Raw genomic sequence first — 16,494 nt, 5'->3', positions numbered from 1 at the left:
ATGAGTGACTACAAACACACGCTGAACCTCCCTGATACGGAGTTCCCCATGCGCGGCAATCTGCCGCAGCGTGAGCCTGAGCGGCTTGCGGAATGGGCGCGGATTGATCTGTATCAGGCCATGCGAGAGCGGGGGCAGGGTCGGCCACGCTTCCTGCTGCATGATGGTCCCCCGTACGCAAATGGCAGCATCCACCTCGGGCATGCAGTCAACAAGATCCTCAAGGACATCATCGTCAAGAGTAAAGGCTTTGCCGGTTACGAAAGTCCATATATTCCCGGCTGGGATTGCCATGGTCTGCCTATCGAGCACAAGGTAGAAACCATGATCGGCAAGGCTGGCGACAAAGTCGACCATGCGAGTTTCCGACAGCATTGCCGCGAATATGCTGCCAAGCAGATCGAAGGACAGAAGAAGGACTTTATCCGGCTCGGTATATTCGGGGAATGGAACAATCCTTACCTGACCATGGACTTTGGGACAGAAGCCAACATCATTCGCGCGCTTGGTCGCATAGCCGTTAGCGGACATTTGCAGAAAGGCTTCAAGCCGGTGTACTGGTCAGTGGTCGGCGGTTCCGCGCTAGCCGAGGCCGAAGTTGAATATCAGGACAAGACTTCCAATACCATCGACGTGGCCTATCCTGCACGCGTGTCTTCAAGCGTGTTCGATGCGTTTGCGAAGTCGAGCCCTGCTGAGCCGGGTACGCTCGATGCTGAAGGCTTCGATGCTACAAAGACCCCGGCCGTACTGATCTGGACCACGACCCCCTGGACCATCCCGGCCTCGCTGGCGGTCTCTCTGCATGCCGATATCGAATATGGCCTGTATGAGGTTCTGGAAAAGGATGCTGATACCTCACGCTACCTCGTGTTTGCCACCGGCCTCGAAGCTGCGGTCAATGCGCGCTGCAAGTTTGCCAGCCTGACCTTGAAAGCCCGCTGTCTTGGCGCCGATCTCGACGGGCTCATCTTTAGCCATCCAATCTATGATCGTGAGATCCCAATTCTGCTGGGTGAGCATGTGACGCTCGAAGCCGGTACAGGCGCAGTTCACACTGCGCCTGATCATGGCGTAGACGACTTCAATGTGTGTCGCACCTACGGCATCGAGACGATCAACCCCATCGATGACAAAGGGTACTACCGGGACTCAGTCGAGCTATTCGCTGGTATGCACGTCTACAAAGTCGACGAAGCGGTCATCGGCGCCTTGCAGGACCATGGCAACCTGATCAATCACGGCAAGGTAACCCATAGCTACGCCCATTGCTGGCGCACGAAAACGCCACTGATCTACCGTGCTACCCCGCAATGGTTCATCAGTATGGACAAGGCCGGTTTGCGTGCGGCTGCGCTTGAAGAAATCAAGCAGGTGAAGTGGGTGCCAGGCTGGGGCCGGAACCGAATCGAGGGCATGTTCGAGCAAAGCCCGGACTGGTGTATTTCCCGTCAGCGGACCTGGGGCACGCCAATTACCTTCTTCGTTCACAAGGAAACGCAGGAGCTGCATCCGGATACCGAAGCGCTCACCGAAGCGGTGGCGAAGCTCGTCGAAGAGGGCGGCATCGATATCTGGTGGAAACTTGATCCGGCTACGCTGCTTGGTGATGACGCTGCAAATTATGAAAAAGTAACCGACACCCTCGACGTCTGGTTTGATTCGGGTGTGACTCACACTGCGGTCATCGAAGCCCGCAAGGAACTCGGCGGTCTGCCGGTTGATATGTACCTTGAAGGCTCTGACCAGCATCGCGGCTGGTTCCAGTCATCGCTGAAGACCAGCGTAGCCATGCGTGGCACCGCGCCGTATAAGCAGGTGCTGACGCACGGCTTCACCGTCGACGAGCAGGGCCGCAAAATGTCCAAGTCGCTCGGTAACGGCATAGAGCCGCAGGAAGTCTACGGCACACTGGGCGCGGACATACTCCGACTCTGGGTAGCTGCTACTGACTACAGCGCGGAAATGGCCGTGTCCAAGAATATCCTCAACAGGACCACAGATGCCTACCGACGGATACGCAACACCGCGCGCTTCCTGCTGGCTAACCTCAAAGGCTTCGACCCTGAACAGCACCTGATGCCCCTGGATCAGCTCGTTGCGCTCGACCGCTGGATCGTTGGGGAAGCCCATCGTGTTCAAACAGAGATCCAGGAATCCTACGCTCAGTACAATTTCGTTCAGGTGTATCAGAAGATGCACAATTTCTGTGCGATAGAACTGGGCAGTTTCTATCTGGATGTCGTGAAGGATCGACAATATACCACTGCGAGCAATAGTCAGGCTCGACGCTCTGCGCAGACGGCGCTCTATCATCTGGCGCACGCGCTGGTGCGTTGGATGGCACCAATACTGTCGTTCACAGCCGACGAACTGTGGGCCTTCCTACCCAAGACGACGGAAGATGCCACTGTTGCCAGTGTGTTCCTTACTGATTACTACGAGGGCCTTTCTTCACTTGAAGAAGCCTCAGGCCAGGCGGCAGAAGCAGCCAGTGCGGATTTCTGGCAGAGAGTCCTGCAAATCAAGTCGGCCGTGAACAAGGCGCTTGAAGACAGTCGCAAGCAGGGACAGATCAAGGGCTCACTCACGACCGAAATCGATCTCTACTGCGCTTCGAGCGAGTATGCGCTGCTGGAGCCTATTCTGTCCGAGTTGCGCTTCGTCCTGCTCACTTCCGAGGTTCGTTTGCACACAATTGAATCACTGTCAGCGAGTGAGCTCGAAGCCCAGACCATGGCTACGGAATATCCAGGACTTCGAGTCGTCATCAGGCCGAGTGACTATGAGAAATGCGCCAGATGCTGGCATCACCGGCCGGAGGTGGGCAGCAAGGGACGCAGCCAGGTGGCTGGCATAGAAGACGCCAGTGACCTCTGCAACAGATGCATCGAGAACGTCAAGGCTGATGCGGGTGAGGGATCAGGTGAGCACCGTCATTATGCCTGATACCATGGCTCCCGGTTCTGCAGATGAGCGAGGCGCAGGTCAGCGCCGCTGGCTCTGGCTCACGTTGGCCGTCATCATTTTCGACCTGTCAACAAAGGCGATGGCGACGGCCTGGCTGGATTACGCCACTCCGGTGCCAGTCATTCCATATTTCAACCTGACGCTGCTGCATAATACTGGTGCCGCATTCAGTTTTCTTGCGAGCGCAGGCGGTTGGCAGCGTTGGTTCTTCATCGTGTTGGCAATAGCCATCAGTGCCGTTCTCCTGACATGGCTCGGCCGCCTGAAGCGGCACGAGACCTGGCTGGCGATTGCTCTGGCGCTCGTGCTCGGTGGTGCCATCGGCAATGTCTACGACCGCATCGTCCACGGCTATGTAGTGGACTTTATCCACCTCTATTATGGGTCCTATAGCTGGCCCGCCTTCAATATCGCTGATTCGGCCATATCAATTGGTGCAGTGATGATGGTGATCGATGTTTTCAGGGGTGGATCAGCTGCTGAGCCTGATCAGGCCGAAGAGCGGCATACCTGAGCCGGCCTGAGCGCCTTGAGCAGTCTCTCGCCAACAGTGATAACATGGTGAATAAATGAACGAACAATTTGTTAGCGAAGGTCGACGAATAACGATGCACTTCGAGCTCGCGCTCGAAGATGGCCAGCTGATCGATTCAACCTTCGACTCAAGGCCTGGCGTCTTTGTATTTGGGGACGGCACATTGCCTGAAGGCTTCGAGAGCCTGATCCGCGGTATGCAGGCGGGTGAGCAAAAATCGTTTTTAGTCCCCCCAGAAAAAGCCTTCGGTATGCGCAACCCGAACAACCTCCAAACGTTCAGTCGCTCACACTTCGATCAGCTTGGTGCGACTGTCCTGCCGGACGATTCTGCACCAGCCCAGGAGGGTGAGGATGCCGTTCTGCGACCAGGCATGGTGCTGTCGTTTGCAGACGCTGCCAAGGCTGAAGTGCCTGGTGTGGTCAGTGAAGTCCGTGACGACGAAGTGGTGATTGACTTCAACCATCCGCTGGCGGGCCAAACCTTGCGCTTCCGGGTCGACATCCTGCACGTCGAAGACGATGGTGTGGGTTCGCGAACGCTCAACTAATCCACGGTATCAAGGCATCATCGAGGTCAATATGGACATCAAATTAGCGAACCCCCGTGGATTCTGTGCCGGGGTCGATCGGGCGATCGAGATCGTCAACCGCGCCCTCGAAGTCTTCGGCGCGCCCATCTATGTGCGTCACGAAGTCGTGCATAATCGTTTTGTAGTCGATGACCTCAAGAAGCGAGGCGCCATTTTTGTAGACGAGCTTGAGGAGGTGCCGGACGACGCACTCGTAATCTTCAGCGCTCACGGCGTATCGCAGGCCGTCAGGCAGGAGGCCGACAAACGGCAGCTAAAGATTTTCGATGCAACTTGTCCCCTGGTCACGAAGGTGCATATCGAGGTGACCAAATATGCTCGCGATGGTTTCGAGTGCGTGTTGATCGGACACGAGGGACATCCCGAAGTCGAAGGTACCATGGGTCAATACGACACCTCACAGGGTGGGGCCATTCATCTCGTAGAATGTGAGGCCGATGTTGAAAAACTTCAGGTCGCACAGCCGGACAAACTCGCCTACGTCACCCAGACCACACTATCGATGGATGATACAGCCCGGATCATAGATGCGCTTCGAGTGCGCTTCCCGCTCATCCATGGCCCGCGGAAAGACGACATCTGCTATGCGACCCAGAACCGGCAGGATGCCGTGCGCTCGCTCGCCGATCGTTGCGACCTGGTGCTCGTGGTCGGTTCCGTCAACAGCTCGAACAGCAATCGTCTGCGCGAATTGGCAGAGCGCACTGGTACGCAAGCTTATCTTATCGACGGACCGGACGAGATCCAGGCAGCCTGGGTCGAGGGGAAAGAAGCCATTGGTGTGACGGCTGGGGCTTCCGCGCCAGAAATTCTGGTCCAGGCTGTCATCAAGCGCCTCATTGAGCTGGGAGGCAGCGCGCCGGTAGAGCTGGAGGGCAAACCTGAAAACATCGTGTTTTCCATGCCTAAAGAGCTCCGTCTCACGGAAGTCGAAGACTAACTAGCTGTCAGCGCTTTAAACGCTGTGTTATTCGAGGTTCAGTTTCTTGAGCCGATATCGCAGCGCCCGAAAGCTGATGCCAAGCTGCTTCGCTGCAGCTGTCTTGTTCCAGCGGTTGGCTTCAAGCGCCTTTTCGATCTCGCGACGCTCCAATTGCTCCAGATAGGCCTCGAGATTGTCTGTAGCATCACCTTGGGACGCCGGTCGCCCGCCAGTTCTGGCCGCGCTTTCCAGGGGTGGCGTCAAGTCCACGGGCTCTTCATGTTGTAGTGCTTCGTCACGTCTCGGTGGCGTCGGTACAGCAGCTGTACCCTCCACAGCATGGCTGAAATGGATATCACTGGCGTTAATCACGTTACCTTCGCACAAGGTCGCGGCGCGTTCCAATAGGTTTTCAAGCTCTCTCACATTGCCTGGATACGTATAGGAACACAGCTTCTCCAGCGCGTTTGAAGCGAGTTTTGGTGCCTTACTGCCGTGCAGCGCCGAAATCTTGTTTAGCAGGGCATTGGCGAGCAACGGGATATCGCTCTTGCGTTGCCGCAGGGGAGGTACCTGAAGTTCTATAACGTTGATGCGATAATAGAGATCCTGCCGGAATCGCCCGCTCTCCACCTCTAGGTGCAAGGCTTTATGGGTGGCGCTGAGAATACGGATATCCACAGGAATTTCAGTCTGCTCACCAATCTTCCTGATGGCTTTCTCCTGTATCGCGCGCAGTAACTTGACCTGCATGCTCAGCGGCAGATCAGCTACTTCGTCAAGAAACAGCGTGCCGCCGTGTGCTGCCTGGAATAAACCCTCCTTGGAATCCATAGCGCCAGTAAAGGCGCCTTTGCGATGGCCAAAGAATTCACCCTCCATCAGGTCTGGCGGAATTGCGCCACAGTTGACGGGTACGAAGGGGCCCTCGGCGCGCGGGCCAAGGTTGTGAAGCGCTCGTGCAACCAGTTCCTTGCCGCTTCCGCTCTCGCCGCTGATATAAACCGGTGCCTGACTCCGCGCAAGCTTCTGGATTTGAGCGTTCAAGCGCAGAATGTCTGCCGACTCACCAAGTATCCCTGAGCCTCGGCCGGAGTCTTTTCGCTGCTCCGAGTTTAGCGTCAAGGCCTGCTCTACCAGTGCCCTCAGCCGGGACAGCTCAACTGGCTTTGATACAAAATCGAACGCGCCAGCCTTCAATGCAAGAATAGCGGTGTCCACGCTGCCATATGCCGTAATTACAGCTACCGGCAACTTCGGGTAGTTACTGCTGATATGCTCAACAAGGTCCAATCCGCTGCCGTCAGGCAGGTTCATATCGGTCAGGCAGGTATCGAAAGTCTCATCCGCCAGAAACTGTCGAGCATCCCTTACGCTAGCCGCTGCGCGCGTTTCCAGGCCCATCCGGGCCAGCGTTATCTCCAGCAGAGCCCGAATGTCGGGCTCATCGTCCACAACGAGTATGCGGCCCTTCATTCGGCGCTGACCTTGCGTTTGGGGTGAGACAGTGTCAGGCAGAATCGTGCGCCGCCGTCAGGCAGGTTGCTGAAAGTAAGCTGGGCCTGATTGGCCTGACAAAGTTCGCGACTAAGGTAGAGGCCGAGGCCGGTCCCATTCTTGTCGGTCGTGAAGAAGGGCTCGAAAATATTCTGCTGCTGTGCAGGGCTTAATCCGGGGCCCCTGTCTTCCACGCAGATTCTTGCCTGTCGGCTCGACTGTAGCTCGCTGAGTATCACCTTGCAGTAACCCTCTCCTGAATGCAGTTTGGTAAACTTCACTGCGTTGTTCATCAGGTTAGACAAGATTTGGTGAAGGTGCCCAGAGTCGAACTGACCGGCAATCGCGCGTTCAGCGTCTCCGCCACTATTCACCTCGAATTCTATAACAGCCTCAGGTGCCATGAAGCGCTTGTATTCATTGATAAATTCCTTCAGCCACTCGTTCAGCTCAATCATTTCGATATTGCTACTTCGACTGCGAGACAGCTGTAAAATGTTTTCGACTACCCGATTCATGCGGCTCGCATGCCGCAGGACAATCTCATTCAGACTCCGGTCCTGCTCGCTCAGATCTTCGGATTCGCTCAGGAGCTGCGCTGCATGTGACGCTGCCCCTAAAGGATTGCGGATTTCATGGGCGATACTGGCAGTGAGGCGACCCAATGAAGCCAGTTTGAGATGCTGTGCCTTCATGACCACCTTGCTAGTGTCTTCGATGAATATCAGCACGTCCTGGTTATGATTCTTGGCCAGATAAGCGAAGCTTAGCTGCAAAGGGGCCTGCCCGAGGTCCGCAGTCGACGGCAGCAAGGGTTCGGTGGTGACCTCAGGATTGTGCTTCCACTGCAGCAGACGCTCAGCAATTTCCGACGGTAGCCTTTCAGGAATCCGCTGATTCTGAATGCCCAGCATAGCTCGCGTCGATTCGTTCATCAGCTTCACCTCAAGCGACCGGTTCGTGACTATGATGCCAGTCAACATACGCTGAATGATCAGGTGATTGAGCGTCTGAAGCTCGGTAATTTCATGGGCTCGCCTTTGAGCAAGTGTTTCCGAGCTGATGAGACGGGAAGAAAGATTTTGAATGACGACAGCTGCCGTGAAATAAGCTATGCCGAAGACGCCAGACTCGACGACGGAGTCCAACTCACTCTCTGACAGTAGAAAGCGGTAGATCTCCTGGGCCATGACGACGAGCGTACCAGTGGCCGCCAGCAACAGACCTTTCCTGCCAGGATGAAGCATGCAACCCGCCGCGACATTGATCACGATCAGGCTGGCGACACCACCGTTCACGCCAGAGCTGAAGAACAGCATGCCGCCCAGAAGCCCGATCTCGAGCAGCAAGGATGCCAGAACATGTACCATCCGGGGTCGGAGTCCGGCCAGAAGGAGCAGTGCCACGAATACATGGATGGCAAGGTAACTGGCAACCAGAATCTGGTAGTACAGCGGGTTCAGGAAACTGCGTGTTCCAGAATTGAATTGGAACAGAAGAGTCGCCAGGAGGATAAGGCCCACAACCACGCGATAGTTGTTGTAGACCCTGAAGAGCTTTCGGTAAGCAGACGAGTCTACTGGCCCGGAGTTAGCGAGGTAAAAACCGCCCAGCGACCTGGGCAATTCATTCATCTAGTCGACTTTCAGTACGCTGAAGATATCCCTGTCTTCCTCGACCAGTTGGCCGCCTTTGAATCGCATCCTGCTGTCAAATGCCGAACTATTCGGATAGCTCGCCGCGAGAACGGCCAGCGTATCAGCCGCCTGCGTGTCGAGGCCAAGCTTTCGCAGGATCTCGACCTGGAGCGTCAGGGCCTCCTCGACGGCTTGAGTCTGTGGTAGGTTCTGGATCACGTAAGCGGTCCTCGCAGCTGCTGCAATGAAGGCCTGACGGCGAACGTAATAGCGGGCAACGAATAGTTCGTGCTGCGCGAGACGCTCCTTGATCGCTATCATGCGCTGTCGTGCATCAGCCGCATAATCGCTGGCCGGGAAGCGCTCAACCAGCGTGGAAAAGTCCCGAAAGGCTTCTCGAGCCTTGCCCGGGTCTCGTGAGTTCGGGTCCACTGGCAGATAACGCTGCCCCAGCCCTACGTCTGTGTAAAAATTGGTCAGGCCTCTAAGATAGTAAGCATAGTCCACTTGGTCGCTATCCGGGTGAAGCCGAATGAATCGATCGGCCGCACTGGCGGCGAGCTCCGGCTGGAGTGAATTGTAGCGGGCATAAATCAGATCCAGCTGAGCCTGTTCCGCATAGCGTCCGAAAGGATGGTAGGTCTCGAGATCCTCCAGATACGCCGAAGCCTCAACGAAATTACCAGCATCGATGGCACGCTTGGCGCGCTGGTAATATTCTTTTTCACTTAAAACTTCAACCGGCGCAGTTGCGCAAGCGGAAAGCAGACCCAAAAAGATAAACACAATGGATAGCGCCCGGAAACCCATTGGAAAGGCTTTCCGTCTGCGTCGCAGGTTTTGCAAAGAAAGAGATAACATGAAAATTCCGCTTCAGGATTAGCAGGATCAGGCATTGGCTCAAGCGGTATGCTTACCACTCGCAACCCGATACCATTAGTATTGCATAACCACATCTTATACGCATAGCAGAGAGACCAGGGGATCCACCCGCCACCATGACAAATATGACATCAGAGGATGAGCTCGATCTCGACGACGTGACAGCTCAACCGACCCAGCTGGAACTGGATGAAACCTGCACCGTCGAATTGGGTGGCCAACGCTTCGATCTCGTCGCCCTGGCGATGATCAGTCAGCACTATGACGGCATCTCGCGCGCCAAGGTACAGCAGTGGATAGAGGACGGCACCTGTCTGCTCAACGGTGCGGCGTCGCGGTCAAAGCAGAAAGTCTATGCTGGTGATCAGTTGACGCTCAGCGTGACGCTCGCAGCTGAAGGTGACTGGGTGGCCCAGGAGATCCCGCTGGTCATCGTCTACGAAGATGAACATCTGCTGGTCATCGACAAGCCGGCGGGCATGGTCGTCCATCCCGCACCAGGCCATGCTGATGGTACGCTGGTCAACGCGGTGCTCCACCATTCAGAAGGGCAGCGCCTCCTGCCACGGGCCGGTATCGTGCACAGGCTCGATAAAGACACGACTGGTCTCATGGTCGTGGCCAAGACCCTGCTTGCTCAAAGCAGCCTCATCGAGCAGCTCAGGACCCGGTCCATGGGTCGACATTACTATGCCATTTGCAAAGGTGTTCCAATTTCCGCTGGCAAGGTCGACGCGCCAATCGGTCGTGACCCGTCGAATCGTCAGCGTATGGGCATAGTGGGCGGCGGCAAACCAGCTGTTACACATTATCGTGTAGTGGCCAGGCACAACCACTGCGCCGAACTCATGCTCAAGCTGGAAAGCGGCCGCACGCACCAAATACGGGTGCACATGCAACATGCCGGCTTCGCCCTCGTCGGGGATCCGCTTTACATGAAGATGCGCGGTAGTTGGCTTCGCGGCATGGATCCGGTACTGAAGCAGACATTGGCCGAGTTCCCACGGCAGGCTCTTCATGCCACCGAACTGAATCTGCTTCATCCAGCCACAGAGGAGCCCATGTCATGGACCTCCCCGATACCCGACGATCTCGTCGCGCTTCAGAAAGCCCTGCGGGCAAGTGACAAGGCAGCCAAACAGGCCTCGCAGATTTGAGTGGCCGCATCAGCAAATGGAACGGCTTTTGATCGTGGGGCAAGCGTTGAGTGTCATCGAACCGAGCTGGGCAGCGCCACCATGCGTTCACGCCTTTACCACGCAGCGCACCGGTGGTGTCAGCCAGGCGCCCTATGACAGTCTGAACCTCGGTACACATGTCGGTGACGACTCAGCTGCTGTCTTGCAGAATCGAAGTCGTCTCTGGACGGCAGTGCAGCTGAGGTCGCCCTCGGTTGCCGATATCAGCTGGCTGAATCAGGTGCATGGGACCTGTGTGGCGGGCCCAGGCACCACTGTGGCCGAGGCAGATGCACTATTCACCAGCAGTAAGGGCCGGGTCCTGGCCGTTATGACGGCCGATTGTCTGCCAGTGTTCATTGCCGCTGCGGACGGTAGTGAAGTCGCCGTTGCGCATGCGGGCTGGCGCGGGCTCGCCGAGGGTGTTTTACAATCCACAGTTGAGCGGTTTTCGAGCAAGCCATCGTCACTCCTTGCCCATCTCGGGCCGGCAATAGGGCCTGGCGCCTTTGAAGTCGGTGAAGATGTTCGCTCAGTCTTCCTCGCCAGAGCCCAGACTCATGAGGTGGCGTTCCAGCCAGCGCGAGATCGGGACGGGCGCCGATACTGGTGCGATATCTACACGTTGGCGAGGCAGATCCTCATGGAATATGGGATCAGCGCCATAAGCGGCGGCAGTGAATGCACCTTCACGCAGTCCGAGCGCTACTTCTCCTACCGCCGTGACGGGCGCACAGGCCGTATGGCGAGCATCATCTGGCTTGATTAAATAGTCGACGATCCCCATAACTGTTGCAGAACCGAATGATCGGTAAACAACAGTTTCAAAGGGCACTCTATGCGTTTCGACAAGTTCACCAGTCGTCTTCAGGCCGCCCTGGCGGAGGCGCAATCTCTCGCGCTTGGTCGCGACCACAACTTTATTGAACCCGTCCACCTGCTCAGCGTTCTGCTGAATCAGCAGGGTGGCAGTACTCGTCCAATTCTGCAGCAAGCCGGCGTCAATGTCGTCGGCCTCAAGCGCGATATCGACCAGGCGCTCGACGATCTGCCGCAGGTTCAGTCCAGCGACGGCGACGTCCACGCCTCCAACGATCTTGGCCGGCTGCTGAACCAGACCGACAAGCTCTCGCAGCAGAAAGGCGACCAATTCATTTCCAGTGAATTGCTGCTGCTCGCCGCCATCCAGAACAGCGGTAAACTCAAGGAAATCCTCGAGAGAAACGGAGCTACAAAACAGGGGCTCGAAAAAGCTATCGATACGATCCGGGGTGGCGAATCCGTGCAGGACGCAAATGCCGAAGAAAGCCGTCAGGCGCTCGACAAGTACACTATTGATCTCACTGCCAGTGCCCGGGCCGGCAAACTTGACCCCGTCATCGGGCGTGATGACGAAATCCGCCGCACTATCCAAGTGCTTCAGCGCCGTCGCAAGAACAACCCGGTGCTCATCGGCGAACCCGGCGTGGGCAAGACGGCTATCGTTGAGGGTCTCGCCCAGCGCATAGTCAACGGTGAAGTACCAGAAGGTCTCAAGGACAAGCGCGTTCTATCGCTGGACATGGGCTCGCTTATTGCCGGAGCGAAATTCCGCGGTGAATTCGAAGAGCGCCTTAAAGCCGTGCTCAACGAGCTCTCCAAGCTGGAAGGTCAGGTCATTCTCTTCATTGACGAGCTTCACACCATGGTGGGCGCCGGCAAAGGTGAAGGTGCCATGGACGCAGGCAACATGCTCAAGCCAGCACTTGCCCGCGGAGAGCTTCACTGCGTAGGTGCCACAACGCTGAATGAATACCGCGAATTCATCGAAAAGGACGCAGCGCTTGAACGACGATTCCAGAAGGTATTGGTCAATGAACCCAGTGTCGAGGACACCATAGGCATCCTTCGCGGTCTCAAGGAGCGTTATGAGGTCCACCACGGCGTTGATGTGACCGACAGTGCCATCCTGGCCGCGGCCAAATTGTCACATCGGTATATTACCGACCGGCAGCTACCAGACAAGGCGATTGACCTCATCGACGAAGCGGCAAGCCAGATCCGTATGGAAATCGACTCCAAGCCAGAGCCCCTGGACCGGCTCGAGCGCAAGTTGATTCAGCTGAAAATGCAGCGGGAGGCGCTGAAGAAAGAAAGTGAGGAATCTTCGCGGCGTTCGCTACGTGAGCTTGAAGAGCAGATCAGTGGTATGGAACGGGAGTTCGCCGACCTCGAGGAGGTTTGGAATGCTGAAAAAGCTTCAGTTCAAGGCGCCCAGCACATCAAAAGCCAGCTCGAGCAGGCCCGGGTCGATCTCGATCAGGCCCGCCGTAGCGGCGACCTGGCGCTGATGTCAGAGCTGCAATACGGCCGGATCCCACAGCTTGAGAAGCAGCTGACAGCCGCCTCCGAAGCTGATCTTACAGAGCTCAAGCTGCTCCGCAATCGTGTGTCAGAAGAAGAAGTTGCCGAGGTTGTGTCGAAGTGGACCGGCATTCCTGTCAGCAAAATGCTTGAAGGCGAGCGCGATAAACTGCTTCGCATCGAGGAAGCTTTGCACGACAGGGTGATCGGCCAGAACGAGGCCGTGGAAGCTGTCGCCAACGCAGTGCGCCGCTCGCGAGCTGGGCTGAGCGATCCAAACAGACCAAACGGCTCCTTTCTCTTCCTTGGCCCAACCGGCGTAGGCAAGACAGAGCTGTGCAAGTCACTTGCCGAGTTCCTCTTCGACAGCGACGACGCGATGGTCAGGATAGACATGTCGGAGTTCATGGAGAAGCACTCGGTCGCGCGTTTGATCGGTGCCCCTCCTGGCTACGTCGGCTACGAGCAGGGCGGCTATCTCACAGAGGCCGTGCGCCGTCGGCCGTATTCGGTGCTGCTCCTCGACGAAGTCGAGAAGGCTCACCCGGATGTCTTCAATATTCTGCTTCAGGTGCTGGAAGATGGCCGTCTGACCGACGGGCAGGGCAGAACAGTGGACTTCCGCAACACGGTTATCGTGATGACATCCAACCTGGGGTCCGACATCATCCAGGCTATGGGGGGTTCAGGTATCGAAGCGGAAAAAGACTACGCCGCCACCAAGGAAGCGGTACTGGAAGTGGTTAGTCGACACTTCAGGCCAGAGTTCGTCAACAGGATCGATGAAGTGGTGGTCTTCCACAAGCTGACCTCGAAGCAGATCTCCGGCATCGCGGCGATCCAGCTTGAAAACCTCAATCGGCGTTTGGCTGAGCAGGATATCAGCCTTAAGGTCAGTGATGAGGCGTTGGAGTTCCTGGCTGAAGCCGGCTTCGATCCGGTGTACGGCGCAAGACCTCTCAAGCGGGCGATTCAGCAACGCCTGGAGAACGCGCTAGCTCAGGGTCTGCTGGAGGGGCGCTTCCAGAGAGGTGATGTGATAACCGTAGACAAGGCAGGGGACGCGCTGAAGTTTGGAACTGCTACTTAACGAAGGCACTGGACAGACCGGTGCGATGCGCCGGTCTGTCGCCTGAACGCTATTCGCTGCAGTTTTCCTGAAGATCAGTGGCGATCTTCGCACGCTTTTCCACGATCTCTTCTGCAGTCAGATAGCGCCGCTCGCCTTCTTCCTCGACCTGGATTCGAGCGTTCTCCTGAATCGTCTTCATGTTACCCCGCAGAGCCTCACAGCGAGCCTGCTTCTTGTTCATGGCCTCTGTGGTTTCGGCATCTATCTTTGACTGCACCTCATCGATCTGCTGTTTCTTCTCCAGCGCATCAATTTGCGACTGCAGTTCGGGCTTCACCGTGTAGGCACCGTCACCCTCTCCTGACTGGCTCTCCTGATTGGCAGGCTTACTTGCAGTCGTGCCCACCTTCATCTTTTCAGCATCCTTGGAAGGCTTCTTGTCCGAGTAGTGGGTGACGCCATTCTCGTCGGTCCACTTGTACACGCTGCCAGCCATCGCTGACGGGGCGCTGCAAAGAGCCGCGGCACTCATCAAAATGCCTATCATCCGAAACTTTTGTCCGAGAGTCTGGCTCGAAAATGGCCTCATTCCGGAATCCTCCTGCAAGATGTGGTGTCGTGACAACGACCGTAACGATGTTGATATCAACTCAGCATAGGTCAGTGTTTGACCCGCCGCCATGCGCTGAAGAAGGGTAATTGCGACCGCTTTAACGCTTAATTACGGAATTGTGGGCCAATTAACACCACGTCAGACTTGACTGTGGAAATTCAGCTGGCAGAATTACACATTGCTCGGTAGTCGGTTTCCGGCGGACACAATCTGCCTCTAAACGCGTGCTGCCGACCACACATCTCAAGATCAAAGCTATCTGAACTTATGGTCTTCCGCAAAATGCCGAACTGGCAGTCGCGTAGGGAACTCGACAGATTCAAGGTTTGTCGGGAGTCCTGCGTGTGGCAACAGTCGATTCACTCACGGTGTCGGCTGAGTGCTTCAGGCAGCGATGTTAGGCTGACCTGTGCCTGATTTGGCAGACAGTAACAATTCTGACGCTTGTAAAGCCCACCAGCAATTGCCGCTGACAGTGAAACGAATGGCTTCGGCCACTGAGACACACTTTCATTAGAGGAAACCAAGATGGCAGAAATGTTGTCTGGCGCCGATATGATCGTCCGCTTCCTGCAGGACGAAGGTATCGAATATATCTACGGCTACCCAGGTGGAGCTGCCCTGCACATCTACGATGCGATCTTCAGGCAGGATAAGGTCAAGCATATCCTGGTGCGGCACGAACAGGCGGCCACGCACATGGCCGACGGCTATGCGCGGGCATCTGGCAAGGCGGGTTGCGTGCTCGTGACCTCCGGCCCTGGCGCAACGAATACCATCACCGGTATCGCCACTGCCTATATGGATTCGATTCCAATGGTCGTGCTCTGCGGCCAGGTAGCCTCTCACCTGATCGGTGAGGACGCGTTCCAGGAAACTGACATGATGGGTGTTTCGCGCCCCATCGTTAAGCATAACCTGAGTGTGCGTAGTCCCGAAGAAATCCCGATGGTCCTGAAGAAGGCCTTCCATCTGGCTCAGACGGGCCGTCCTGGTCCTGTGGTAGTCGATATTCCCAAGGATATGACGACGCCGAATGAAAAGTTCGCCTACGAATATCCGAAGCGAATCAAGCTGCGATCTTACTCGCCGCCGACCAAAGGTCATGCCGGGCAAATTCGTAAGGCCATGGAGATGCTACAAAGCGCCCGCCGTCCCGTTGTCTACGCCGGCGGTGGCGTTATCCTGGGCAAGTCGAGCGAACTGCTGGTCCGACTGGTGCGTGAGTTGAACGTCCCAATCGTGCAGACGCTCATGGGGCTCGGCTGTTATCCCGCCAGTGACCGTCAGGCGCTCGGCATGCTTGGTATGCACGGCAGCTATGAAGCCAACATGACCATGCATAACAGCGATCTCGTCCTTGCGCTAGGTGTCCGCTTCGATGATCGCGTGACCAACGGCACAGAAAAGTTCTGTCCCGGCGCCAGGATCGTCCACGTCGACATCGACCCAGCATCGATTTCAAAGACAGTTCAGGTCGATGTGCCGATTGTCGGCCCGCTGTCCTCCGTTATCCCTGACATGCTCGAGGCACTCAAGGAAGTCGGTCCACACAAGGACAAGGACGCACTGGCAGCCTGGTGGAAGCAGATCGATACCTGGCGTAAGCATCATGGCGGTCGTTTCGTTGAGCAGGTTGGCGAAATTATCAAGCCACAGTACGCCATACAGATGTTGCACAAGGTCACTAAAGGTGATGCCTATATCACGTCTGACGTGGGTCAGCACCAGATGTTCGCCGCCCAGTATTATGGCTTCGACAAACCAAACCGCTGGATCAACAGTGGTGGTCTCGGCACCATGGGCTTTGGTCTCCCTGCAGCAATGGGTATCAAACTGCACTATCCCGATGCCGAAGTAGCCTGCGTTACCGGCGAGGGCAGCATCCAGATGAATATTCAAGAGCTCTCGACCTGTAAGCAGTTCGATCTGCCCGTCAAGATCATCAATATCAATAATCAGCGTCTCGGCATGGTCAAGCAGTGGCAGGACATGAACTACGAGGCTCGGCACTCCCACTCCTACATGGAGTCTCTGCCGGATTTCATGGCGCTGGCGCGAGCCTACGGCCATGAAGGTATTACGATTCGCAAAGCCAGCGAGCTTGAAGCCGGTCTCGAACAGGCCTTTGCGATGAAAGACAAGCTCGTATTCGTCGACATTTATGTCGATCCCGAAGAGCACGTCTATCCAATGCAGATTGCACGTGGCGCTATGAAAGATATGTGGCTCAGCAAGACGGAGAGGGTGTAG

The 16,494-nt window shown here is 56.3% G+C and carries 12 protein-coding genes; 8 read left to right on the top strand and 4 right to left on the bottom strand.

What is annotated here, in order from left to right; translation table 11 throughout:
• From ileS to ispH, 4 genes are read left to right on the top strand one after another with little or no spacing between them, the layout of a single operon-like run.
• Positions 1 to 2,949 carry an isoleucine--tRNA ligase gene (ileS, locus tag ACH3PB_RS14015; RefSeq protein WP_416395851.1) on the top strand — a complete coding sequence of 983 codons (2,949 nt, stop codon included), beginning with the start codon at positions 1 to 3 and terminating at the stop codon, positions 2,947 to 2,949.
• Positions 2,942 to 3,484 (top strand): signal peptidase II, encoded by a 543-nt coding sequence (lspA, locus tag ACH3PB_RS14010; protein ID WP_416395849.1) that lies wholly within the window; start codon positions 2,942 to 2,944, stop codon positions 3,482 to 3,484. The genes ileS and lspA overlap by 8 nt, the downstream gene beginning before the upstream one ends.
• 55 nt (positions 3,485 to 3,539) lie before the next feature.
• Positions 3,540 to 4,055, top strand: coding sequence for an FKBP-type peptidyl-prolyl cis-trans isomerase (locus tag ACH3PB_RS14005; protein WP_416395847.1), 516 nt, complete (start codon positions 3,540 to 3,542; stop codon positions 4,053 to 4,055).
• A 31-nt stretch (positions 4,056 to 4,086) separates the two neighbouring features.
• Positions 4,087 to 5,037 carry a 4-hydroxy-3-methylbut-2-enyl diphosphate reductase gene (gene ispH, locus ACH3PB_RS14000; RefSeq protein WP_416395845.1) on the top strand — a complete coding sequence of 317 codons (951 nt, stop codon included), beginning with the start codon at positions 4,087 to 4,089 and terminating at the stop codon, positions 5,035 to 5,037.
• Positions 5,038 to 5,064: 27 nt separating this feature from the next.
• On the opposite strand, the gene ACH3PB_RS13995 is transcribed toward ispH, so the two are convergent.
• The 3 genes from ACH3PB_RS13995 to ACH3PB_RS13985 are packed head-to-tail and all read right to left on the bottom strand — an operon-like array spanning position 5,065 to position 9,014.
• A complete protein-coding gene (locus ACH3PB_RS13995; protein WP_416395843.1) occupies positions 5,065 to 6,495 on the bottom strand; it encodes a sigma-54-dependent transcriptional regulator in 1,431 nt (476 codons plus the stop codon).
• The gene (locus tag ACH3PB_RS13990; RefSeq protein WP_416395841.1) at positions 6,492 to 8,150 is read right to left on the bottom strand and encodes a sensor histidine kinase; all 1,659 of its coding nucleotides are present in this window, start codon (positions 8,148 to 8,150) and stop codon (positions 6,492 to 6,494) included. Before ACH3PB_RS13990 ends, ACH3PB_RS13995 begins: the two co-directional genes overlap by 4 nt.
• Complete coding sequence (locus ACH3PB_RS13985; protein ID WP_416395840.1) at positions 8,151 to 9,014, bottom strand: outer membrane protein assembly factor BamD; 864 nt, start codon at positions 9,012 to 9,014, stop codon at positions 8,151 to 8,153. It lies immediately after the preceding gene.
• A 146-nt stretch (positions 9,015 to 9,160) separates the two neighbouring features.
• Between ACH3PB_RS13985 and ACH3PB_RS13980 the strand changes: the two genes are divergently transcribed.
• The 3 genes from ACH3PB_RS13980 (at position 9,161) to clpB (ending at position 13,646) form a co-directional block, all read left to right on the top strand.
• The gene (locus ACH3PB_RS13980; RefSeq protein WP_416399462.1) at positions 9,161 to 10,192 is read left to right on the top strand and encodes an RluA family pseudouridine synthase; all 1,032 of its coding nucleotides are present in this window, start codon (positions 9,161 to 9,163) and stop codon (positions 10,190 to 10,192) included.
• Between the two features lie 16 nt (positions 10,193 to 10,208).
• Positions 10,209 to 10,982 (top strand): peptidoglycan editing factor PgeF, encoded by a 774-nt coding sequence (pgeF, locus tag ACH3PB_RS13975; protein ID WP_416395838.1) that lies wholly within the window; start codon positions 10,209 to 10,211, stop codon positions 10,980 to 10,982.
• 69 nt (positions 10,983 to 11,051) lie between these two features.
• A complete protein-coding gene (clpB, locus tag ACH3PB_RS13970) occupies positions 11,052 to 13,646 on the top strand; it encodes an ATP-dependent chaperone ClpB (RefSeq protein ID WP_416395836.1) in 2,595 nt (864 codons plus the stop codon).
• A gap of 49 nt (positions 13,647 to 13,695) precedes the next feature.
• On the opposite strand, the gene ACH3PB_RS13965 is transcribed toward clpB, so the two are convergent.
• On the bottom strand, positions 13,696 to 14,160 hold the full coding sequence (locus tag ACH3PB_RS13965; RefSeq protein WP_416395835.1) for a DUF4124 domain-containing protein: 465 nt from the start codon (positions 14,158 to 14,160) through the stop codon (positions 13,696 to 13,698).
• 618 nt (positions 14,161 to 14,778) lie between these two features.
• Here ACH3PB_RS13965 and ACH3PB_RS13960 point away from each other — a divergent pair.
• On the top strand, positions 14,779 to 16,494 hold the full coding sequence (locus tag ACH3PB_RS13960) for an acetolactate synthase 3 large subunit (protein ID WP_416399461.1): 1,716 nt from the start codon (positions 14,779 to 14,781) through the stop codon (positions 16,492 to 16,494).

Origin of the sequence: Allohahella sp. A8 (assembly GCF_047946665.1) — a bacterium.
GTDB lineage: Bacteria > Pseudomonadota > Gammaproteobacteria > Pseudomonadales > Oleiphilaceae > Allohahella.
This window is presented reverse-complemented; position numbering and strand designations above follow the sequence as displayed.